A 22,513-nucleotide genomic window follows, 5' to 3' on the forward strand; every position below is an offset into this window, starting at 1 on the left:
GCGCGGCGGCGGGCGCGGCGGTGGCGGGCGCGGCGGTGGCCGGCGTTAATAAATTTGGCGAGGAGAACCGACATGAAAACGTCCGTCCGGAGTCTTGTTCTACGTTCGCTGCTCGGGGCCGGAATGATCTTGAGCATTGGCGCGGGTTCCGCAAATTTTGCCAGCGCGCAGGAGGTGCACAGCCTCGAGGATTACGTGGCCAAAAAAGGTCCGCCGCTTTTCGATGATCCCTCGGCGGCTGTGGACGCGTTCAAGTCAGTCCTGGCAAAGGATGATTTCGATGGACTGGCCGTACTGCTTGGGCTGGATGCCGCAAAGCTGAGGACAAGTGAAGGCGTGATGGATACCTACACGCAGATCCGGCAAGGCGCTGCGAAGACGGTGATAGTGCGTGATCTTGGCGACCGCAAGGAACTCGACATTGGCGACAAGCTATGGACGCTGCCATTCCCCATCGCCAAGGGCAAGGACGGCAAGTGGGCTTTCGATACCCAGGCTGGCATCGAAGAGATCATCAACCGGCGCGTCGGGGAAAATGAGATCACGGCGATCGAAACGGTTCGCGCCTATGTGGAAGCTCAGCGTGACTACGCTTCAGAGGACCGCGACGGCGATGGCGTGCTGGAATACGCCCAGAAGCTGATCAGCAGCGAGGGCCGAGCCGACGGGCTATATTGGCCGTCCGACGAGACCAATGGCGTCAGTCCGGCAGGCGATTTCATCAACCAGGCGGCTCTCGACAAGGCGAAGAAAGGCAATGGCTATTTTGGGTATCGCTTCCGCATCCTGACCGGCCAAGGCGCGAATATCGCCGGTGGCGCCTACAACTATATCATCAACGGCAACATGATCGCGGGTTTCGGGCTGGTGGCCTGGCCTGTGAAATATGCCGAAACGGGCGTCAAAACCTTTGTGGTCAATCAGCAAGGTATCGTCTACGAGGCCGATCTAGGCCCGAAGACGGAGGCTTTGGCCGGCGCGATAAAGCAATTCAATCCCGACGACAAATGGCAGGTGACAGGTGACTAGCCCGGTTCGGAAACGGTGATCCCATCGCCAATGCCAACCTAGTCGGCAGAGGCGCCTTCATGATCAACCCGAATGGGTGGTTCACGACCCTAGTGACACAGCAGTTCAAATATTGCCCGCCACTAAATCGGCCGATCAAGTGCGACGTGTTGACGTCGTTCGCCGCCGTCATTGCTGTTCTTGCCGTGGGTGGTTCGGCTTTGGCAGCCAGCGTGGTTAACAAGGACAGCAAGATCCGAACGTTGATCGTGACGGAAGGCGGTAGCAAGACGAAGCTTGCACTGCATGCCGGCGAGACCGTGGAATTCTGCCCGAACGGCTGTTTCGTCACCTGGCCCAATGGTGACCTCGAGGCCCTGACCGGGTCGGAAACGATCGAGATTTCGGGTGGCGTCGCCCGCATCAAGTAAAGTCGGCGGCATGGCTTGCAGCGGCCGGGTACTCGACGACCTCTTCGTTGAATGCCTCGCTGTTTAGTTAGGAGCGGACCGGCGGCGCGCAGCCAGGCGAAATGTTGAGACGCGGGGCCTAGCAGTTGCGCAAAAGAACGGATTCCGGTACTTGGTTGGTGGTGTGGAGCAGCGTGCCGATCGGATCTTGGGTGCCACTGTCGAGGCAATCATTGTCAACTGACTTCGATTGGCAACAAGCAGTATCCGAGGCGGCTTGTTGACGTTGCACACGTGAGGGGGACGTTTTGGAAGCCGGCTTTGCAGGCGAGTTCAAATTCATGTGTATCCCCCGTGCGTTGCTGGCATTCGCACTGATCGGCCTGTCTGGCGGTTGCGCATCTCGTCCAACGAATGTGTTGTTGCCCGTAGCCGATACATCTCCGGCATCCAGCAAGGTGGAGATGCTGGTGACGACGACCCGCGCGCGCTCCACCAATCCGGCCGAGATGTATACGGGCGAACGCGGGATAGCTCCTTCATTCGCGGACGTTACGGTGTCGATCCCACCAGCGTCGGTGCGCAAGGTCGGCGAGGTCGCCTGGCCCAAGAAGCTGCCCTCAAACCCGGCAACCGATTTCGCGGTGGTGAAAGCCGAAGAGTTAACACGGGATGGCGCGAAGGAATGGCTGCACGCCACTGTCAGGAAGAGCCCGGACCACAGCGTGCTGGTATTCGTCCATGGCTTCAACAACCGCTTCGAAGACTCCCTTTATCGCTTTGCGCAGATCGCTCACGACACAGGCACCGACAGCGCTCCGATCCTGGTCACATGGCCTTCCCGAGGCAGTACGCTGGCCTATGGCTACGATCGCGAAAGCACGAATTACACGCGAGATGCGCTCGAGACGCTGTTCCAATACCTCGCTCGCGATCCTGAAGTGAAAGAGGTTTCGATCCTCGCCCATTCGATGGGCAACTGGCTTGCGTTGGAATCCTTGCGCCAGATGGCCATCCGCAATGGCGGACTGCCGGCGAAGTTCAAGAACGTCATGCTGGCCGCGCCTGACGTCGATGTCGACGTGTTTCGCACACAGATTGCCGACATGGGCAAACAGCACCCCCAGTTCACCCTCTTTGTCTCGCAGGATGACCGGGCGCTCGCATTTTCGCGACGGGTCTGGGGCAACATCCCCCGGCTCGGCTCTATCAATCCGGAAGAGGCTCCATACAAGGAAGAACTTTCAAGCAACAATGTAACCGTCATCGACCTGACGAAGGTCAAGTCCGGAGACAGTTTGAATCACGGCAAGTTCGCCTCGTCTCCGCAGATCGTCCAGTTGATTGGAGCGCGGATGGCTGCTGGCCAGACCCTGACAGACAGCAGGGTGGGCCTTGGCGACACGATCGTGCAAGCGACGACCGGCGCGGCGGCTGCGGCTGGCAGTGCTGCAGGGTTGGTGATTTCGGCACCCGTTGCAGTGGTCGATCAGAACACCAGAGAAAACTACGGCAACGAGGTAGAGAATTTGACCGGCTCTCGAAGGACACAGGCCAACAAGGGCTGTACTTTGCCAGCGACCTCCACGAAAGGTTGTAAGAAGTAATTGTTCCAGGCTAGGGCCGGCAACAAAGCTTTATGGATACTCCATCTCGAAGTTGGTTCCAGCGCCCGTGAGAATGGCATTCGGACGGCAGCAAGCGACTCCGGCCGCCCCTGAAGAGACGCCTCTGTTGGTACCGTAGGGCTGGAAGGGGGAATGATGCGTCGCATCGCTCAAATCTCGTTCGCCATTATCTTGTCGCTCGCCATTGCCGCCGTAGCTGCCTGGGCCGGATTTGCCATGTGGTATCGCCTGCCTGCGGGAGAGCTCGGCCGGGCTGCGGCCTGCGCCCTTTTCATCTTGTTCGGCCTCGGCACGATCATCGCGCTGTTCAGCCGTTTTCGCTTCCGGGCGCTCGTCCTGTTTCTCGCCGCGTTTGCTGCGGTTCTGGTCTGGTGGAGCACCATCAAGCCTTTGGGCGACGCCGACTGGGCGCCCGATGTCGCCCGTCAGGTAACCGGGACGCGCGATGGAAACCTGTTAACCCTGAAAGACGTGCGTGATTTCGAATGGCGCAGCGACACCGATTTCACCGAACGTTGGACAACCCGAACCTACGACCTTTCCACGGTTCAGACCGCCGACCTCTTCATGTCCTATTGGGCTGGACCGAAAATGGCCCATGTCATCATGAGCTTTGGCTTCTCGGGCGGTGAATATCTTGCTTGGTCCATTGAGGTGCGGCGCCGTGTAGGTGGCGAGTTTTCGCCCATAGCGGATCTGTTCAAGAGCAATCCCTTGGTTATTATCGCGGCCGACGAGCGAGACGTGGTCGGTGTCAGGTCAAATGTTCGGGGAGAGGACGTCCAGATCTATCGCCTGAAAGCATCGCCTGACGCGGCCCGGACGCTTCTGCTGGAATACGTCTCGGACGCAAATGCGCTTTCCACGAAGCCTGCATTCTACAATTCGATCACGACGAACTGCACGACGACGATCGTCAAGATGATGCGAGCAGTCGGCGACGTGGTTCCATTCGACTGGCGGCTCATTGTTAACGGCTATCTTCCTGATTATGCGTACGACCGCGGTGCGCTCGATACCCGCTTGCCATTGTCGACCTTGCGGGAGGTGGCCCACATAGACGACCGTGCGCGGAAGTCGGGCCTTTCACCGGATTTTTCGAGATTGATCCGGGTTGGTGTGCCGTCTCCAGGCCTTGGCAGTTGATCTGGGAAGGGGCTCGCAGGTGGGCGAGCTGGTCGAGCGGCGCAGTTGTTATTTTGCATCGCCGAAGACGTGAGCCATTCAGCGCTTCCTCGCGGCGCTGCCTCTCAGTCAGCGATGGAATGTCGCCCAAACTTCTCTCAACACGCCCGCTCCGCTACGATGAAACACACCCGTCGAATGGGCCATTGTCGTTTGCATACTTGCTTACGGCGAGGCGTCAAATCGAGAGCTGAATGAGATGTTGGTTTTCTAAGAATCGAGCCAGAAGAAAGCCACTGTAAACGCCTGATAGACATCTCCAATCAGGCCTATCTCATAGGCGCGGTCGTTGCGCTCTGGGGCGACAAGTTCAGTGCGCTCGGACCCCGCGCGCGGGCAACAGGTCCGGACAGAAAAGAAGCTTGAATTGTGCGACGGTCGGGTGCTGGATAGCGAGACAGCGGCCTTGACTGCCGGAACTGGCTTCCGAGGCGCTGAAGAGGGGGAAATCGTGGACAAGACAGCGGATACGGACGTTACTTCGTTGATCTCGGGCTTCGAACAGCTCGCCGATCGTTTCGTCTCCGGACTGTTCGCGCGGGTTTCCGCTTTGGGCAACGTCCCCGTCGAGCTTGAAAACCTGAGGGCCTCGCTTGCAGCCGGGGGAACATCTCTTCTTGGGCTCCTGTTCGAGATTGTGTTGGTCGTTGCGCTCGTCGCCGGCGTGTACATCCTGCTTGCCCGGCGGTTCGCGAAGGCGAGTGCGACAAGCAGTGCATCGCGCAGATTCTTTGCGGGCGTGGCGGCTATTGTAGTGGCGCTGGTGATCGGCTTCATTGCTGCGCGGCTGCTGGCCGGTTCTGGCGTGCCTTTGCAAACCCTTCACCTTTGGACGGTGGTGACCGTGCTCGGCTTCGTCATTCTCGCCGCCGTCAGATCACTGTTGATGGCATCGCGGCGATCCGAGTTCGCGCAGGAGCGCTCCGCCCATCTGGCAGCGCTCGTGCGCGACCTCTCGCTTGCCATTGGCTTGGCGATCATCGGCACAACGCTGATCGCGACGTTGCGGCTCTGGACCGTCGGGCCGGCCTTGGGGGATCTGCTGCGAACAGGCTTCGCAATTCCGATCTACGTTCTGTTTGCATGGGCCGTATGGCGGCACAGACGCACAATGGCAGTCGCCGTCGCCGGTCCGCGCCCCAGAAGCCGCTGGCGCACCCGTCTCGCCAAAGTGTGGCCGGCAATCGTGATCGCGTTCCTGATAATCACCTTTCTCACCACTCAGGCCGCGCTGACCATGGGAGCATCACTTCGTGGGTCGGCCGTTTTGCTGACCGGGTTGATATTTCTCGCCGCACCACATCTCGACGCAATGATCGGGAACTGGGCGCAACGCGGATTGGAGTCTCCTGACATCTCGATCTTGGCAGCGGCAGGGCGACAGACCGCCCGCTTCACCGTTGTGGCTATCATGATTGCCATGCTGGGAACGCTGTGGGCGACACCGCTGGCTGCCGGGTTCGGCATAGATCTGCGAGAGGTCGTCAAGGGCGCATCCGGTGTGGCGCTGATCATGTTGGTGGCGGCGTTTCTGTGGAACGTGGTCGGCGCAGTGTCAGTTCGCGCCTTGCGCGCGGAGTTGCCCGCCGCAGGTGATGACGAGGAGGCGCTGGGTGCGCCGCGTTCACGGTTGGGCACGCTGGTGCCGCTGATCAGCGCGGTCGGCAAATCGAGCATTGTGGCCTTGGCGCTGCTCTCGATCCTGGTGTCGATCGGGGTCAATGTCTGGCCGCTGATCGCCGGCTTGAGCGTGTTCGGGCTGGCCATCGGCTTCGGCTCGCAGACGCTGGTGAAGGACCTGGTCTCCGGGCTGTTTTTCCTGATCGACGATGCATTCCGCTTCGGCGAATATATCGAAACGTCGGGCGCCAAGGGGACCGTGGAAAAAATCTCGGTCCGGTCGGTTTCCCTGCGCCATCAGCGCGGTGCCTTGGCGACAATCCCCTATGGCGAGATTGGCAAGATTCAGAATTTCAGCCGCGACTGGATGATCGAGAAACTGACCTTTCGCGTTGCATTCGACACCGATGTCGAAAAAGTCCGCAAGATTTTCAAGAAGATCGGCCAGGACATGTCAGCCAACCCGGAACTTGCCGCAGATATGCTCGAGCCGTTCAAGAGCCAGGGAATTGGCGAAGTCGAGGACGGCACGCTGGTCATCCGGGCCAAATTCAAGGCGAAAGCGGGCAGACACTTCATGATCCGCCGCGCCGCTTTGATCGCCGTGCACCAGGCATTTCAGGAAAACGGCATTAAGGCCGTCCCAAAGCCACTGACATCTAATCCCGGAGCAGCCTGATCTTGGACAGGCGGAAAGGCCGTACCGCGCCGTGAGCGTGACCGGCGACCAAGCGGGCTCGTCGCTTTGAAGCGTGTCTCTGAAGGGACCTCGCCAAAAATCCTTTTGTAGAACGCCGCAAACCTCCCGAGATCGGTGAACCCTTGATCAAGGGCAGCTTGCGTAACGCCGACACAGGTCGGGTTCGCGCTGCTTAGCACGCGATGAACGTCCGATAAGCGCCTCAGGCGCAGGTAGGCGACCGGACCTATCCCCAGGGTATGCTGAAAGGCACGGTGGAGAGTGCGCCGTGATACCATGAGAGATGAGCACAATTCCGAGATATGCACCGGACGATCGATTTCGATGCTGTCGACAAAATCCTCGACATCGCGGACCAATTTCGCGCCAGAGCAATGCCGTTCGTCGCTCTCGTTCGACACCTCATCGACAATGCCTGTGATGAAGGCTTCGACAAGAGATCGCTGGAAATAGCGTATCCCTGCTTCATCGTCAGGGACTAAACCCTCACGCAATTGCGAAACCATTTCCCCAATCTCACGGCGAGCAGATGCCCGCAGGGACGGTGACCGGTGAAACCTCGAGATCTTGGTCCAGAACTGCGGGTCCTGCAGAACCGGCTCACCTGCCGCGAAGGCAGCAAGTGCGTCTTCGCTGAGTGTGATTGTCGCGTAGCGGGAGTGACCGGTAAAACGCCCCTCTTGCTCGACCGATTTGGGAAACACGATGACGTCGCCAGGAACGACGTCGTAGTCCCATTGCGAGACCGCACCGCTGCTCTCCAGCATCATGCCGATTGTCACCAAGTGCTGATTCATCACGCCACGTGCGCGGATATCCGGTCCAAAATCGCCAGTGCTCAGAGACAGCGCACCGATCTGGGCATGCATCAAATGGCCGTCAAATATGCCCGGCGCCAATTGGACGATCTTCAAATCCGCACCACGCACCGCCTCTCGAAGATCTTCCGCGGTCTGAAGCTTGACGGTGTGGACGTTGAGCGCAACGGAATTCATCCGACCAGCCGAACTGGCAGGCAAAGACTGACCGCTGCAATCGCCAGGCTGCCTCTCCTCAGAAGCGTCATTGACCATGGGATGATCCGCGAGACCCTCCCCCCGCGCTATAAGTATAGCAGCTCGCGGCGCAAGCGTACCGTGAAAAGTTACCGATGGTTAAGTTTAGAATCGAATGTACTTGCCAACGATCCCACCAAACGAAGGGTGGCTTCTTGCTTCTCAAAATAACGGGAAAATCACAATATGCCGAAACTTGACGTTTTTCAGCGAAAAGAGGCAGCCAAGTCGCCTGTTCGCCGTCTACCCGATCACCGCTGGCACAAACTGCATAGCGTCAACAACAGCAGCGGTTTAGCCTGAGACGCTGGAATGCAGCACGCGAGCTGTCAAAAAGATCCGAGGGAGCGTGCAGTGGAAGCCAACCACGAAGGTGATATCGATTCGGGTCGATATTTAGCAGTCTCTTATACGCAGGCTCACGAAGAGCTCGAAGCGATCCTTTCAGACCCTCAGTTTCAATGTTCCGAGCGCAACAGAAAGTTCTTGCGCTTTGTTTCCGAAGAGCTTTTCGCCGGACGCGAGAGCGCGCTCAAGGCATACTCCATAGCCGTTGACGTCTTCGGCCGTCCGCCGTCCTTCGACGCTTCGACCGATCCGATCGTCCGAATCGAAGCAACCCGGCTTCGAGCGGCTCTCGCCCGCTACTATGAACTATACGGGTCGGACCGAGAGATCAGCATCGAACTCCCGAAAGGCAGGTATGTGCCAGTGTTTTCCCGGCACATCCGGGAGGACCCTGAGGGGAGCGATCACCTTGGTCGCGCGCAATCTCGTCCCCGGGTTGTCGCGACCAGATCAGATCAACGTCGAATGATGAGGCGAAAAGCCATCGTCGCCCTAAGAAGGACGGGCCTGGCTGGAGTGGCCTTGTCCTGCGTCGCGCTGTTTTTTGGCTATAATCTGCTCAGTGGTCTGAGCACCATGACCATTTCGGAAAGGCCGTCGGTCGCCGTCGATCTGCAATTGGACGGTGTCAACGATCACGAAGCAATCGCCCTGCGTGACTTGCTGATGAGCGCGCTTTCAGACTTCAGTACGCTAAGGCTTTCAGCGCCCGACGCCTACACGTCAAGTACCGCCGAAGGCACCCCCGCTGCCTTGCCTGGTAACCGTTATCGACTGATCCTGAAGTACAGTTCGGATTCGGTCCAGAAGTCGGTCTGGTGGCAGGTCGTCGACCAGCAGACAGGGGAAGCGATTCAATCCGAGAAAGAGCGCGTTCACGTCGATACCGCCTCGTCGGCCGACCCGGCCGAATTGCTGGTTTCCCGGGTGGCTGCACGCATCGCCTCGTTGGATGGCGCGATCAACACCGTCGAGGCTAACCGGGACCTGGAACATCCTACGCTGGGCAATGGTTGCGTTCTGCGGGCCAACCGCGCGTTGGGGATGCAGACGCCGCAAGTCTTGGAGCAAGCGAGGCAATGCCTCGAGCGGACGTTGCGGCAGCGCCCGTACGATGCCGATGCGCATGCGATGCTGGTCCCGATACTCCTGTCGATCGATCAGCCAGATGCGTCGACCGACCTGACCGCGGCCGCTCACGAACATGCCGATCGTGCAGTAGCGCTGGCCCCGGAATCCTCCCGCAGCTTCACCGCCAAGATGATGGCGGAGTTTCGGGCAGGCCACGTCGAAGCAGCGGGATCCGCGGGGCGCAGGGCAATTACGCTCAACCCTTACAACACCAAGGTGGCAGCTACATTCGCCCGTATTCTCTACGCCACCGGCGAGCGGGACGAGGGGATAAGGCTTGCAAACGAGGCCCTGAAGGTCGACGGATTGCCGCTACCGGACGCTGAGTGGACGCTGGCGTTCGACGCCTACCGCCAGGGACAATTGGGTGACGTGTTGCTCCGCCTGAAGCGCGAGGCCAACGGATGCTATCTCACCGACCTGTTGTTGACGGCAACGCTGGGACGCTTGGGGCGAGAGGGAGATGCATCCGCAATCATCTCCGACATACGCAAAGAGCGCCCCGATTTCGAGCAGAATTTCCATTCCGATATGTCTCGCCGTCACCTTGATCCGCAGTTGACCACGGAGCTTGCGCAAGGGCTCCAACTCGCCGGCCTTCGCCTCCAGTAGGGCTTTTGGCCGCCTAAAGCGCGTCGCGTTGGAACGGATTCAGGCGACGCGCCTTGCGTGTCGTTGCCCCAAACCGGGCCGCTTTTGGGCGACATGCATTAGAGCAATTCCAGGAAAAGTGTGAAACGGTTTTCCGTCCGGAATTGCGTCAAAACAAAGAGATAGAGCGGTTCGGCGTTTCCGTGAAACGGTGAACCGCTCTAGGTCATTGCCATCTTTCTGGCTTCGCTCTCCTGCTGGAGTTCGCGAGCCTCCCGTTGATCGCGCTCCAGGAAGAAATTGAGGAATGTCCGGATCACGGCAATCGCCGCCAGGCGGCCTACGTCGTCCCAACTCGGCGCGACGGAGGTCTCGATGATATCGGCCGCAAGTTGGAATGTAAGGCCGGCGATCAGCCATCTGGCATGACGCATCCACACCGCGCGAATGGCGTAGTGCCCGTCCGGATGGCTGAGCATCACCCTGACACCGTTTACGAAGGCCTCGAGCGTCCCTGCCAGGATCAGGACCAGGGCCAGAAGATCGATGATCGGGGCGCTGAGTTCAGCCAGCTGGTTCAGCCATTGTGCAACGATCATGGGTTGCCGTCCCTGGTGACGCGGACAATGCAGCGGAAACCAAGATGGGAAATCGACGTGTCGACCGGCTGTGCCATGCGTGCTGCGGGACGATAGCGCCGGCAATAGTTTGGCGCGCAGAGATGCGAACCGCCCTTGGTCACCTTGCGCGGGATCTTCACGTCCGGTTGGCGCGGGTCGTAGCTTGCCTCGCGCGCGGCGCCGCGCGGGTTTTCCGCTGTGCAGCACGGGCTGTCGATCCTGCCGTGCTCCTGATACCAGTCCGTCGTCCACTGCCAGACGTTGCCGGCCATGTCGAAAAGACCGTAGCCATTGGGTGGGAACGAGCCCACCGGCGCCGTGTATTCGTAACCATCGTCCAGCGAGTTGCGATAGGGAAACTCGCCCTGCCAGGTATTGGCCATGTGCTGGCCACCGGGCGTGAATTCATCGCCCCATGCGTAGTCGGCGCCTTCGAGGCCGCCGCGCGCCGCAAACTCCCATTCGGCTTCGGTCGGCAACTCCTTGCCTGCCCAGCGCGCATAAGCCTCGACATCCTCATGGGCGACATGCACCACCGGGTGATCGGCCAGCTTCTTGATCGAGCTGGCGGGGCCTCTCGGATGGCGCCAGCTGGCGCCGTGCACATAGACCCACCAGTTGTAGTGGTTGCGCATGTCGACCGGTCCGGCCGGCTTCTTGAACATGGTCGAGGACGGCGAAAGCATGTCCGGCAAGGCGCCTGGGTAATTGTCCGGGTTGGCCGGCTTTTCGGCCAGCGTGACGTAGCCCGTCGCGGCGACGAACTTTTCGAAATCGCCATTGGTCACGGTAAATCGGTCCATCCAGAAACCGTCGACTTTCACGCGATGGGCCGGCGCCTCCTCGGGATAGAATTTGTCGGAGCCCATCAGAAACGAGCCGCCTGGTATCCAGATCATGCCGTCGGTCGGTGAATTGACAGACTGCGGGATCGTCTCCGGTTTTTCGACCAGCAGGTCATCAGCTCTTGCGATTTCGTCCATCCGCCAACCTCCTTGCGCCTTCGTCACGGACAGGCCGCGGCTGTCGATTGTGCCGGCGACAGGGCTGCCGGATTTGGGCTTCTGCTGAATGAACTCGCCTCGTTCGTCCGCTCCCGTCACCGCGGCGACCAGAAGATGCCTCCAGGCGTCGATCCCGGACAATTGCCGGCGGTGACGAAGAAGCATCGCAATCATTCAATCATCCGGCTTTTCCGGCAAATTCTCAACAGCTCCGTCACAATGCGGTCTTTGACTGCGTTGCTGCGCGGACGCGCTTGCGCCAGTTCACGTAGGGAATGCATAGGATCGCGCTAACGATCAGATGCCAGAGTACCACGGCCATGGCGGCCTTCTCGTCGGGAAAGGTTGCGTGGGCGATCGCGATGGCCACTCCAGGATGACGCGTTGCGGTGGCGAGGGCCAGCACGGTTCTGTTGTCGGCCTCCGGACCCCCAAGACCGTGACCGACGAGGACGCCAACCACGACAAAGAAAGCCAGCGCGGCAAGTGATCCATTGCCGATCATCGCCGCCATGGCCGGCCAGATCCTCATGAGCACCGGAATGAAGGCCGCGGCCAGCAGGATCGTTGCAAATAGGGACAGCGGGCGCGCCAGGCGGGATGCGAGGGCGGGAGCGAACTGGCGGACGAGCAGCCCGATGATGAGCGGCAGGACAATGCCTGTCGCCACGATCGATATGATCTGGCTGGCCGGCACGGCGATCCCGAACCCGAATGTGCGACCGATGAGGGCGATACCCAACGGCACGATGACGACGGAAAGTGCGGCCATGGTAACGAGCAGGCTGGCCGTGTAGGAAACCGAGCCGCCGGCCTTGGTTTGTTTGCCGGGTAGGACCGGTGGCACCGGCGACAAAGCGAGCGCCACCAGGGCGAGCTTGACTGCCGGGTTGAGGGCAAACAGCGCATCCATCGCGATCGCCAGCAAAACCATGATGACGTTCATGGAAAGCAGGGATCTGGCAAAAAGCCCCGGCTGCCGCAACAAGTATGCCGCATCCCGCCAGCTTGCCTGGAGCCCAAGCGCGAACACCATCAGCCCCATCGAGAGGTTGATGGCCATGGGAATGAGCTGCGCGATCGTCATCGTGCTCCCTCAGTCCCGGGCCATCGCGGCGGCGAACTTCCGCTCCAGATCGAGATACACGTCATCGGCGACGTCGAAGACGACCTTGACCACCCGCCCGTTTGCGAACGGGAACTGCGGCTTGTATTCGCTGCTGACCGCATCGCCGCCATCGTAGCCGACGCAAAGCCCCTCGCCGCAGAGGATGTAACGGCCCGTCTGGGTGCGGAAGGCCGCGTGCGCGACCGGTTCCTCATCGACGTAGAGCGTCATCTGGCCCAGGGTCTCGAGCTGTTTGGTGATCCGTTCCTTGACGAACTCGACGCCGACAATGTGCTTGCCCAGCTTGGGCGCTTCGACAACCAGCCGCTGCTCGGGTGGGATGCCGAGGAAGTTGTAGACGTAGAACAGCTTGCCACCCTTGACGAATAGAGAATAGCCGCCGAAGCGCGAGCCTTGCGCCACGATCACGCCCTGACTGTTGCCGGTGAACTCGACCTCGGCCAGTATCTTGAACGATACGGCAAGCGTCGGAGCCGCCGCTGCCTCGGGCACCTCGGTTGTGCCCGGATAGTAGACGTATCGGTTCCGTTTTGGCGCGTGGTATTCGGCGGCGTGCATGGCCGCCACGCCGAGATCTATGAGCGGCAGCACGTTGTTCTTGTTGGCCTCCGATAGCCAGAGGTCGGTCAGTTCCTTCAGCTTTTCGGGATGCTGGGCGGCCAGGTCGCGGGCCTCCGAGCGGTCTGCGTCGGTGTGGAAGAGCTGCCAGACGTCCTTGTCGAAATGGCCTTGGTCCGAAGGGAGCGGCGCGTGGACGGCGGCGGCCTTCCAGCCTTTCGACCAGATGCCGCGAGTGCCGCACATCTCGTAGTACTGCGTCTCCCTGGTGGTCGGCGCCTTGGCGTCATCGAAGGTGTAGGCCATCGAGACGCCGGCCAACGGCGACTGCTTCACACCGTCGATCGCCTCGGGCATCTTCACGCCGCAGGCCTCCAGGATCGTCGGTACGATGTCGGTGCAATGATGGTACTGGTGGCGCATTTCGCCTTTGGCCTTGATCCCCTTGGGCCAATGGATGACCAGCGGATCGCAGGTGCCGCCGGCGTACGAGGCATAGCGCTTGAACATCTTGTATGGCGTCGAGAAAGCTGTCGCCCAGCCGGTAGGATAGTGGTTGTAGGTGTCGGGCGATCCCAGCTTGTCGATCATGGCAAGGTTGCGGTTCACATCATCCGGGAAGCCGTTGAAGAACAGGTTTTCGTTGACGGAGCCGCTGGGGCTGCCTTCACCCGAGGCGCCGTTATCGGCGCAGTAGAAGATCAGCGTGTTGTCGAGCTGTCCCGATTCCTCAAGGTAGTCGACCAGCCGGCCGATCTGGACGTCGGTGTATTCCGAAAAGGCGGCATAGACTTCGGCCATGCGGCTGAACAGGCGCTTCTCGTCGGCATTGAGAGTGTTCCAGGGCCGCACCATGTCGCCCTCGGCGGCGATCTCCGGTGGCATCGGATTGATGGGCGTCAGCTCCGTGTCGGCCGGCAGGATACCGCGCTCGATCATCCGCTTCAGAACCCACTTGCGGTAGGCCTCGTAGCCGTCGTCGAACCTGCCCTTGTACTTGTCGATGAAGTCTTGCGGCGCGTGATGTGGCGCATGGTTCGCGCCGGGGCAGTACCACATGTACCAGGGCTTCCCTGGGTCGGCCTGGCGGGAGTCACGGATGAATCCGATAGCCTTGTCGGCGATATCCTTCGAAAAATGGTATCCGTCTTCTGGTTGGCTGGGCTGGTCGACGAAGTGGTTGTCCTCGATCAGTTCGGGATACCATTGGTTCGTCTCGCCGCCGATGAAGCCGTAGAAGCGGTCATAGCCGAGGCCGAGCGGCCACTTCTTCTTCGAGGCGCTCATCCCGAACGCGTCGACCGGCACGTTGTGGTTCTTGCCGATCCAGAAGGTGCTCCAGCCCGCGTCGCGCAGGATGCTGGCGATCGTGCCGTTTTCCAGCGGGATATGCCCGTTGTAGCCGGGGAAGCCCGTGGCAGCTTCGGAGATGGTGCCAAAGCCGTTGGCATGGTGGTTGCGGCCGGTCAGGAAGCAAGAGCGTGTCGGCGAACAGACCGCCGTCGTGTGCCACTGCGTGTAGGTGAGCCCGTTCTTCGCCAGCCGGTCGAGCGTCGGCATCTCGATGCGTCCGCCATAAGGCGACCAGGCTGCCTGGCCGGTGTCGTCGTAGAGGATGACGAGGACGTTGGGGGCATCCTTGGGTGCCCGATTGTCGAGGAAGGCGTCCCAATCCGCCTTGGAATCGCGAACGTCGAGCGCGATCTTGCCCTTGAATGAACGTGTCATTGCTCTCCTCCTCTTGGTGTCCTGTTGTCGCCTCTACTGCCGTTCCACTGGTGGCGGCGTCCAGGAGCCATCGATGACCGCGGTTTTTGGCCAATAGGCGCGCAGGAAGAGCGAGAAGTCGGCACCTTTCGGCGCAGGAAGCCAATTGGCCCGCTGCACAGGGTCCGAGGGCGCATCGGATTGAACGATGATTGTCAGCGATCCGTCGGCGGCAAGCCTGAGATCCGCGTTCTTCGTGCCGACCGAGTATCGTTTGATAACGTTTGGCGCAAAGAAATGGTGTTCGTTGTAGAGCGTCAGCGACCAAAAGCCCCTCACGGGCGGCGTTTGGTCCTTCGGAAAAGTTACAGTATACTTTTGGCTTCCGTTCAGACGCCGGCCGTCCGCATCGAGATCTTGATAATAATACTTCGTCTCGTTCGGTGCATTGACGAAGATGTTGGATTTCGCGACGGCAGTCCGCGTAAAATAGTCCGTGCCGAATGCGGCGTTGTTGGATGTCGTCGACCAATTGAACGGGAGTTGGACCCCCCAGTTGCGGAATTCGAACAGGGGAGCGACAAGCTCGGTATCGGCCCTGGCCGCCTCATCGTCCATCGCCTTTCGCAGACCCGCGTCGACCTTTGCCGCCTGCAGCACCGCCAGGACCTGGGCGTAGCGAGCCTCTTCGCCGGGAAGCGGAGGAGCATCGGCGAGCGCACCGGGCAATGCGTCGAAGAACGTTGCCGGCGGTACCCATGGCGTTTCCTTATCGCCACCCTCGGCATCGACATGCGGAATGCCTTTCCAGTCGACAGTTTTCATGGTGCCGTCGAATTCGCTGAGCGGGTAGATGTTTATCTGGTTGATGACCGGCTGAATCGCTGCCCGGTCCTCAATGGTGTCGTCCATGAACACACGAGGGATCACGTAGCCGGTCGTCGTGGTGCATCGAAACACCTTCGCGATGCCCTTGGGTACCTCACCCTGCCAGCCCGGGCCGACGAACAAGTAGAAGCCGGGCTGGCTCGCATACATCTTGCCCAGGCTTGCGAAGCTGTCGGTTCGTGAATTGACGATCTGGTAGACCCAGAAGCGATTGCCGAAATCTGGCACCTGTATCACCGCCGGTGAAAGATCCAGCGCCAGCGGCCCGCCGCCATAGACGACATCCTGGTTCGGGCAGGCTACCAACCGCTCGTCGGGCGCTATGTAGTCCGTAATCATCGATAGCCGGTTGAGTGGCGCGGCCGGAGCGCCGCCTGAGATCAGCGGCTGCGGGATCTCTGCATTTATCGCGCGGCGGTTCATGACATTGACCAGGGGCCAAGCCCAGAGAAAGGCGTCCCGCGCGACGGTTCGCGCGTACTGCTCGGTGATTTTCACCCGCGCGTCAGGGCCGGAGGGCATCGCCGCCGCCCAGTTCGGCGAGGGCGGCAATGGTTGCGGGTTCAACCCGGCAGCATCCGCTTCAGACGATCTGACCGGGGCTTTCGCGAGTGGAGCAGTTTGACGCGTCATCCTTCCCTCCTGGTTCAGCCGGTATTTGTGACGGCGCCGAAGATCGCAGGATTGTTATTTGGCCGCCTTCGGCTCCGGGAATGTCCACTTCCCGTCCAAAATCTCGGCTCGCGGGCGGTAGAGCCGCACGGTGTAATTCCAGCCCTTCATGATCGGCAGGCAATTGGCGATCTTGCCGTCACAACTGCCGAACTGGACAGAGATTGTGCCGTCGTCGCCCTTCTTGGCCGTGAGGTTGTTCAGCGAGTAGGCGTTGTACTGGTTCTTCTCGTAATAGCCTTCGGCATTGTAGAGGCTCACCGACCAGAAGCCGTCGACGGGCACATCCTTGACGTCAAGTTTGTAGACGGTTGTGCCGTCATTGTTGGCCGGGGTGATGTTGAGATAGGTGGCATCCTTGTCCGGATTGCCACCCCATGCTGCCGCACTGCCAACGAGGTGGCGGACAGGGTCGACGTCTCCCTTCTTGCCGAATGCACCCTTGAAGTCTGGCATCGTGGTGGCAAGAACCAGCAGTGCATCGCGCACCTTCTTCTGGCTCGCCTGATCCCACGCCGGGCTTTCGAAGCTGCCGGCATTGGCCTGCTCGGCCTTTATCGCATCCTGCAGGGCATGCACTTTCGTCACGTCGTCGGGATTGGCTGGATCGACCAACGTGCGGATACCGGCAAGCACATAGCGCGTGCCGACCGTCTCCTTGTCGAGCTTATAGCTACCGCCCCCATAGACGACTTGCGGCACATAGTGATCCTCGTTGACGATCATCAGCGACATGAACCGGTCTCCGGCGTCGGGCAATGTGATCGTCACGGGACCGGCGTCGAGGTCGAAAACGGCGGACGAATAAAGCGTATCGCGATTCGCGCGAACAACGGCCTGATGCTCGATCTGCATCGGCTCGCGGCGATGCAGGAACTTGCCTATCCCACCTGCGTCCTTGATCGCACTGCCGAAATAGAGATCGGTTTCGGCGCGAACGAAATTGTCGACGGTGACCGGTACGGCATCCGCTGCTCGGGCTTGCAAGCCCGCTAAGGAACCAAGCGCGGCGAACGAGAGTGCCGTGGCAATTGTGAAAGCCCGTATTTTCATGTGAGTGTCCTCACTTTGTCTTCTCGATATCCGGCAGCATCCATGTCTTGTCGAACAGCGGTTTTTCCGGACCGTAGAGGCGGAAGAGGACTTCGAATTTTCCTTTGGGGCTGGTGGGCACCCAATTCGATTCCTTGCCCTTCGGAGCCTTCGGGCCGAAGAACACGTCCACCGAGCCATCGGCGTTTTTCTGGATGTCCGTGTTCTGCGACGAACGGCTCGACCACTTCTGGTCACGGATCAGCGCGTGAGTCGCCCGGTCGTAGGCGGTCGCCGACCAGTACTGGCTCACCGGCGCCTTCGCCGGCACGGTAAGGCGATAGGTTCTGGCGCCATCGAACTGCTTGCCGCCCGCGTCCCTGAACGTCATCAGGTAAAACTGGCCGGCGCCCAAATGCTTGGCGCTGAAGAATCCCATCGAGTAGGCCACTCCGCGCCCCTCCGTAGGATAGTCGCCCGGCTTGGCAAATTGTGTCGACATGCCTTCGATGACGGCGGGCGTGGCAGGCACCGCCCAGTGGGCGCTGTCGTAGTAGGTGGCCCCGAACAACTGCTCGTAGCGCATGTCGAGATAGGCGTGGGCTTCCTGTGCCGCTGCCCTCAGGGCCGTTTGGGTCCCGGCGTCGGGCGCGAACGGCTTGCCTTTTTCGATGCCAATCGACTTGAGCATGTCGATCATCGCCTTGTCTCGCTCCAGCCACGGCTCGTATTGCACCATGCGGTCGAGCGACTTGTAGAAGTCGATGTCATAGGGGATCGTGGCATCGAAGACGACGTCGATCGCATCGACGAATGTGGTCGGCGGTGGATTGCCAGCCTCCGAGAGCGGGTAAAGCTTGACCCGCTTCCCGTATTCGACCGCCTTTGCGACATCGGCTGCGCTGCCGCTTTTTAGGATGGAGCGAAGCAGCGCATAGCTCTGGTAGGTGTTCGATGGCAGCGCGATGTAGCCGTCGGGCGCCTTGTCCTTGTAGCCCGGCGGCAGGATCAGGTATTTGCCGCCCTTGCCCTTGTCGACGCCGGCCGGTCCGACATCTTCGAGAGCCGCCTGCCAGGCATCGTCGATGCTGCCGGTTATCGAGCCGCCGTCTGCAGGCGGGATTTCGAGGACGACCGGGCCAACGTCCTTGGTATCGATGAAGGGCATCAGGTAGATGGAATCCGGGTTCGGTGTGAGCGTCTGGTTCTTCCAATCCGGCAGGCGGGACCAATAGACGATCTGGTTGACCTTGCCTTTGGCCTTGTTGAGCGTTTCCTGCAGCATCAGGTCGTAATTGACGGCCGGAATGCCCCAGATGACCGCCTCGACGGCACGGCGTTCGATCGTGCGCGCGGCGAGTTGCTCCGAAGTCCACACCTTCGCGGCGCTGGGATCGGTCACGGACATTGAAAGACCGAAAGCGAAAGCGCCTGCGAGCAGATGTCTGAAGGTCATGGCGTTCTCCGTCTGTGATTCCGCGGTTCGGCAGACGCCGGCGGCAGGCGTGCGCCTGCCGCCGGAGCACATGCTTTAGTGCCCGCTGTTGAAGCTCTCCGCCATCTTCGCGAGCGCCTGGTCAAGCGTGAAGCTCGCCGCTTTCTGGCGTGGAGGGTAGTCCTTGAACGATGCAAGGAACGGCTGGACGACCGCTTGCGCCGCCATAATCATGTAGCCCTTGGACATGTACCAATCGAAGTAAGTGTTCGAGGTAACGTCCGCCCGCTCATACGGATCTGTCCTCAGGTTGAAAAGTTTGGGACAGCGCAGGACGACCAGCGGATCCATCCACAGGCGCAACGTGCCTTCGGTCCGCTGTTCCATGAACACGACCTTCCAGTTCTTGAAGCGCACTGCCACGAGGCTGCCGTCGTCGTCGAAATAGACGAGGCCATGGCGCGGGCTCTCCACGCCTTTCTTCGTCAGGAAATCGAAAAGGTTGTAACCATCGATATGGACTTTGAACGTCTTGTCGCCGGCCTTGTGGCCCTTGAGCAGCTTGTTCGGGATGTCGGCATCGCCGGCGATCGCGCAGAAGGTCGGCAGCCAGTCGTGGTGCTGGACAATGTCGTTGGTCACCTCGCCTGCCGGAACCTTGCCGGGCCAGCGAACGATGAGCGGCACGCGGAAGGCGCCTTCCCAATTGGTGTCCTTCTCCGAGCGGAACATCGTCATGCCGGCATCCGGCCATGAGTTCATATGTGGGCCGTTGTCGGTCGAGTACATGACGAAGGTGTCGTCGGCGATGCCGAGCTCGTCGAGATAGTCGAGCATTTCTCCGACGTTCTTGTCGTGGTCGATCATCGTGTCGTGATAGGGCGACTGGTCTGGCCCTGCCTGCCCCAGGCTCTCGGGCTTGGTGTGGGTGCGAAGATGCATGTGGGTGAAGTTGAGCCACATGAAAAACGGCTTGCCGGCATCATTCTGGCGTTTGATGAAGTCCTTCGCCTTGGCCGCGATTTCGTCGTCGACGGTCTCCATGCGTTTGCGCGTCAGTGGACCGGTATCAGTGATTTTCTGCTTGCCGATGCGGCCCCAGCGCGGTTGCTCGGTGGGGTCGTCCTTGTCCGTCGCCCAGCAATGCAGCAAGCCGCGCGGGCCGAATTTTTCCTTGAACCGCGGGTCCTTCGGATAGTTCGGATCTTCCGGATCTTCCTCGGCGTTGAGGTGGTAGAGATTGCCGAAGAATTCGTCGAAGCCATGCGCTGTCGGCAGATATTTGTTCATGTCGCCCAGATGGTTCTTGCCGAACTGCCCCGTTGCATAGCCGAGCGGCTTGAGAACTTCCGCAATAGTCGGATCTTCGGCCTGCAGGCCGACATCGGCGCCCGGCAGGCCGACTTTTGAAAGACCTGTGCGATAGACGCTCTGCCCGGTGATGAAGGACGAGCGACCGGCGGTGCAGGACTGTTCGCCATAGGCGTCGGTGAACATCAAGCCTTCCTTGGCGAGGCGGTCGATGTTGGGCGTCTTGTAGCCCATCAATCCGTGCGTGTAGCAACTCAGATTGGCCGTGCCGATATCGTCGCCCCATATGACGAGGATGTTCGGCTTGCCGGTCTTTGGTGATTTCGCCATCCTGTTTCTCCTTGGTTACCGCTGTCTCAGTGGCATGATCGCGAATGGCTGAAGCGCCTTTTCACGGGATCACGTGCAGCCATTTCAAAATCCGCGTGACGATGCCCTGCTCTTCCTTCTGGATTGATCGGAGTGTTTTCAAAGTGTCGGCAATGTCGTGGAGAGCCTTACGGTTCTCGGCGCTGTTTTCATCTGCGAGTTCGGCGATTGCGCTGTCCTGCGCCTTGCGCAGTTCACGAAGCGCGGTTCGCAGCGCGATGATGCGGGGAGTTTCCATCTCAAGGTTGTCCATCCTTTCTCATGCAGCTGAGGCGTCCGTGAACGGACCGACGTTGAAAACCATGCTGCTGATGGCGACGAGACCGATCAGCAACAGGATCACTGCCGTTATCAGCGTGAATGAGACCGGGTATCCGCTTTGGGCATGGATCAGACCGGCATCGTGCATCGCATCGCGTTCGCGGCGCAGTCCGGCCATGAAAAGCACGTGATAGATGATGCCGACGACCAGCATCAGGATGCCGAGCAGCACCAGCGTCACCCCGAAATTGCGCGGTGCGGCGGCGTGAGCGAGCGTGCCTGCGTCCCGCAGCTTCTGGAACACCTGGAAGATGGTGAAGCCAAAGCTGATCAGGGATAGCGCGGTGCGGATCACCGACATCAGCGTGCGGTCGGCGCTCATGCGGGTGCGCTGGAACGACATGCCGGTTCGGCGCGACGACAGCTCGACGGAGATGCTATCGGAGCCGGATTTTCCGGTTACGGGTGCAACGCTCATTGCGGGGTCCTGCGAACGGGGCAGTGTCGAAGTCGACCAGCACTCTCGGGTCGCGGCGCAGGATTTCGAAGTACGTTACGGTAACGATACGTGCGGGAAGGGCCGAACTGCTGGACTCCTGATTGTCAGAACCCCGAGTTCATTCCGCCGTCGGATCGGCCTTCAGGATCGTTCCGAGCTGATCGGGTGCCGGGGTTTTCCCCTTTCCCTCCATCATCGCAATGGGAGCGGTGACCGTCGTTGCCGCGACCTTGCCGACCGTCCCCACTGTGCCCGCAATCATCATGCCCAGTCCGTCGCCAAGGCTTGTACGCGAGTCGGTCAGGATCTGGCCGGAGGCCAATTGAGATCCCAGCAACGCCACGATTTCAGGACTCTCGGCAAACTTGCTGTGATTCAAGCGATCGTCCGTCTTTACATTGGTCAGGTCGATGACCGTTATTCCCGCCGCTTGCAGCTTCGACTTGTATGGCTCTTTTGACGGATCAATCTGGCCCACCCGGTCGACATCGCCTGAAATCAGACGCGAGATTGCAAGCGCCCGGTCGTCGCGCGAGATCATGATGGTGAATTTCGGCTTCTTGGGCCCGAGTTCTGTCCACTGGCGCCCGAAGACATCCACATCAAGGTCGGGAGATGCAAGAATTACATTCCTGATTTTGGGAGAAACCTGACCGTCCTGCAGGGCCATTTGCCTCAGCCCCTCCATGGCGAGCCAGGTTCCCATCGAATGGGCCATAACGGTAATGTCGGTGACGCCGCGATCATTGGCCAAAGCCTTCAATGTTCGTTCGAAGGCGGTGCGGGAAAAGTTGGTGCTTTCCTTGTCGTAATTGTAGTCGAGGACGCTGGCGCGCGATGGCCAGGTGAAAAGGATGGGCGTGACCTTCGCGCCCGAGTCATGGACAAATTGCGCGAAGCGAAAAACAGAATCCTCATAGCGGTTGTTGAAGCCATGGACGAAGACGAGCACATGGCCGCTCGGATTGTGAGAGTGCAGCCAGTCGCCGGCCTGCGGGATTGAAAGGTTCTTCGCGGCAACGACAGCAAACTCCTTTTGGGGATTCGGCGGCAGCTTTTTCGGCCACTCGACCGTGCCGGATGCACGGTCCGGCGGAATTGAAATGGTCAGGTCGGTCAAGGAAAGAGTCGGGCTGCGCTCGCCCGTGAACAGCGTTGCAGGATCGCCCGACGGTTTGCGGCTGGTCGCCACCAACATCGTTACGTCAGATGCCGACGCTGACCGCATATTAACGGCTACCGGTGCCAAAACGCCTTCCGGTCCCCCTCCGCACGCCGTCAGCGTGAGCAGGTACAAAGCCGCGACAATCTTGCCAACCCGCTTGCGCATCAGCACTTGGTTTGTCCCGCCG

General features: G+C 60.1%; 18 protein-coding genes. 6 read left to right on the forward strand and 12 right to left on the reverse strand.

The genetic code is table 11. From position 1 onward, the window contains the following. Positions 1–72: 72 nt before the first annotated feature. The 5 genes from AC1DYW_RS27765 (at position 73) to AC1DYW_RS27785 (ending at position 6,530) form a co-directional block, all read left to right on the forward strand. Complete coding sequence (locus AC1DYW_RS27765; RefSeq protein WP_457155350.1) at positions 73–1,029, forward strand: DUF2950 domain-containing protein; 957 nt, start codon at positions 73–75, stop codon at positions 1,027–1,029. Positions 1,030–1,175: 146 nt separating this feature from the next. Then, positions 1,176–1,439, forward strand: a complete 264-nt coding sequence (locus tag AC1DYW_RS27770; protein ID WP_457155351.1) for a hypothetical protein — start codon at positions 1,176–1,178, stop codon at positions 1,437–1,439. A gap of 320 nt (positions 1,440–1,759) precedes the next feature. After that, positions 1,760–3,025 (forward strand): alpha/beta hydrolase, encoded by a 1,266-nt coding sequence (locus AC1DYW_RS27775; RefSeq protein ID WP_477228451.1) that lies wholly within the window; start codon positions 1,760–1,762, stop codon positions 3,023–3,025. Positions 3,026–3,178: 153 nt separating this feature from the next. Next, positions 3,179–4,192, forward strand: coding sequence for an Lnb N-terminal periplasmic domain-containing protein (locus AC1DYW_RS27780; protein WP_457154178.1), 1,014 nt, complete (start codon positions 3,179–3,181; stop codon positions 4,190–4,192). A 490-nt stretch (positions 4,193–4,682) separates the two neighbouring features. Beyond that, a complete protein-coding gene (locus AC1DYW_RS27785) occupies positions 4,683–6,530 on the forward strand; it encodes a mechanosensitive ion channel domain-containing protein (protein WP_477228335.1) in 1,848 nt (615 codons plus the stop codon). Here the strand turns inward: AC1DYW_RS27785 and AC1DYW_RS27790 are convergent. Continuing rightward, positions 6,470–7,624 carry a helix-turn-helix domain-containing protein gene (locus AC1DYW_RS27790; RefSeq protein ID WP_477228336.1) on the reverse strand — a complete coding sequence of 385 codons (1,155 nt, stop codon included), beginning with the start codon at positions 7,622–7,624 and terminating at the stop codon, positions 6,470–6,472. The genes AC1DYW_RS27785 and AC1DYW_RS27790 overlap by 61 nt on opposite strands. Positions 7,625–7,960: 336 nt before the next feature. Between AC1DYW_RS27790 and AC1DYW_RS27795 the strand changes: the two genes are divergently transcribed. After that, entirely contained in the window at positions 7,961–9,697 is a 1,737-nt protein-coding gene (locus AC1DYW_RS27795; protein WP_477228337.1) for a tetratricopeptide repeat protein, read from the forward strand. A gap of 200 nt (positions 9,698–9,897) precedes the next feature. Here the strand turns inward: AC1DYW_RS27795 and AC1DYW_RS27800 are convergent, their stop codons facing one another. The 11 genes from AC1DYW_RS27800 to AC1DYW_RS27850 all read right to left on the reverse strand — a co-directional run bounded on the left by AC1DYW_RS27800 (position 9,898) and on the right by AC1DYW_RS27850 (position 22,491). Then, positions 9,898–10,275, reverse strand: coding sequence for a DUF1622 domain-containing protein (locus tag AC1DYW_RS27800; RefSeq protein WP_095089161.1), 378 nt, complete (start codon positions 10,273–10,275; stop codon positions 9,898–9,900). Beyond that, a complete protein-coding gene (locus tag AC1DYW_RS27805) occupies positions 10,272–11,195 on the reverse strand; it encodes a formylglycine-generating enzyme family protein (RefSeq protein ID WP_477228452.1) in 924 nt (307 codons plus the stop codon). The genes AC1DYW_RS27800 and AC1DYW_RS27805 overlap by 4 nt, the downstream gene beginning before the upstream one ends. 319 nt (positions 11,196–11,514) lie before the next feature. After that, positions 11,515–12,387: a bile acid:sodium symporter family protein gene (locus AC1DYW_RS27810; protein WP_477228338.1), complete on the reverse strand. Its 873-nt coding sequence runs from the start codon at positions 12,385–12,387 to the stop codon at positions 11,515–11,517. 9 nt (positions 12,388–12,396) lie between these two features. Next, a complete protein-coding gene (locus tag AC1DYW_RS27815; protein ID WP_477228339.1) occupies positions 12,397–14,715 on the reverse strand; it encodes an arylsulfatase in 2,319 nt (772 codons plus the stop codon). Between the two features lie 33 nt (positions 14,716–14,748). Continuing rightward, positions 14,749–16,080: a DUF1254 domain-containing protein gene (locus tag AC1DYW_RS27820; RefSeq protein WP_477228340.1), complete on the reverse strand. Its 1,332-nt coding sequence runs from the start codon at positions 16,078–16,080 to the stop codon at positions 14,749–14,751. A 189-nt stretch (positions 16,081–16,269) separates the two neighbouring features. Continuing rightward, positions 16,270–17,307: a DUF1254 domain-containing protein gene (locus AC1DYW_RS27825; protein ID WP_457154905.1), complete on the reverse strand. Its 1,038-nt coding sequence runs from the start codon at positions 17,305–17,307 to the stop codon at positions 16,270–16,272. Between the two features lie 10 nt (positions 17,308–17,317). Further along, entirely contained in the window at positions 17,318–18,742 is a 1,425-nt protein-coding gene (locus AC1DYW_RS27830) for a DUF1254 domain-containing protein (protein ID WP_477228341.1), read from the reverse strand. Between the two features lie 75 nt (positions 18,743–18,817). Then, complete coding sequence (locus AC1DYW_RS27835) at positions 18,818–20,362, reverse strand: arylsulfatase (protein WP_457153600.1); 1,545 nt, start codon at positions 20,360–20,362, stop codon at positions 18,818–18,820. A gap of 61 nt (positions 20,363–20,423) precedes the next feature. Further along, the gene (locus AC1DYW_RS27840; RefSeq protein WP_477228342.1) at positions 20,424–20,654 is read right to left on the reverse strand and encodes a hypothetical protein; all 231 of its coding nucleotides are present in this window, start codon (positions 20,652–20,654) and stop codon (positions 20,424–20,426) included. 6 nt (positions 20,655–20,660) lie between these two features. Beyond that, positions 20,661–21,140, reverse strand: a complete 480-nt coding sequence (locus AC1DYW_RS27845; RefSeq protein WP_457153602.1) for a YidH family protein — start codon at positions 21,138–21,140, stop codon at positions 20,661–20,663. Positions 21,141–21,279: 139 nt separating this feature from the next. After that, the gene (locus AC1DYW_RS27850; protein ID WP_457153605.1) at positions 21,280–22,491 is read right to left on the reverse strand and encodes an alpha/beta hydrolase; all 1,212 of its coding nucleotides are present in this window, start codon (positions 22,489–22,491) and stop codon (positions 21,280–21,282) included. Between the last annotated feature and the right edge of the window lie 22 nt (positions 22,492–22,513).

Source organism: Mesorhizobium sp. P2_D5 (assembly GCF_056404355.1).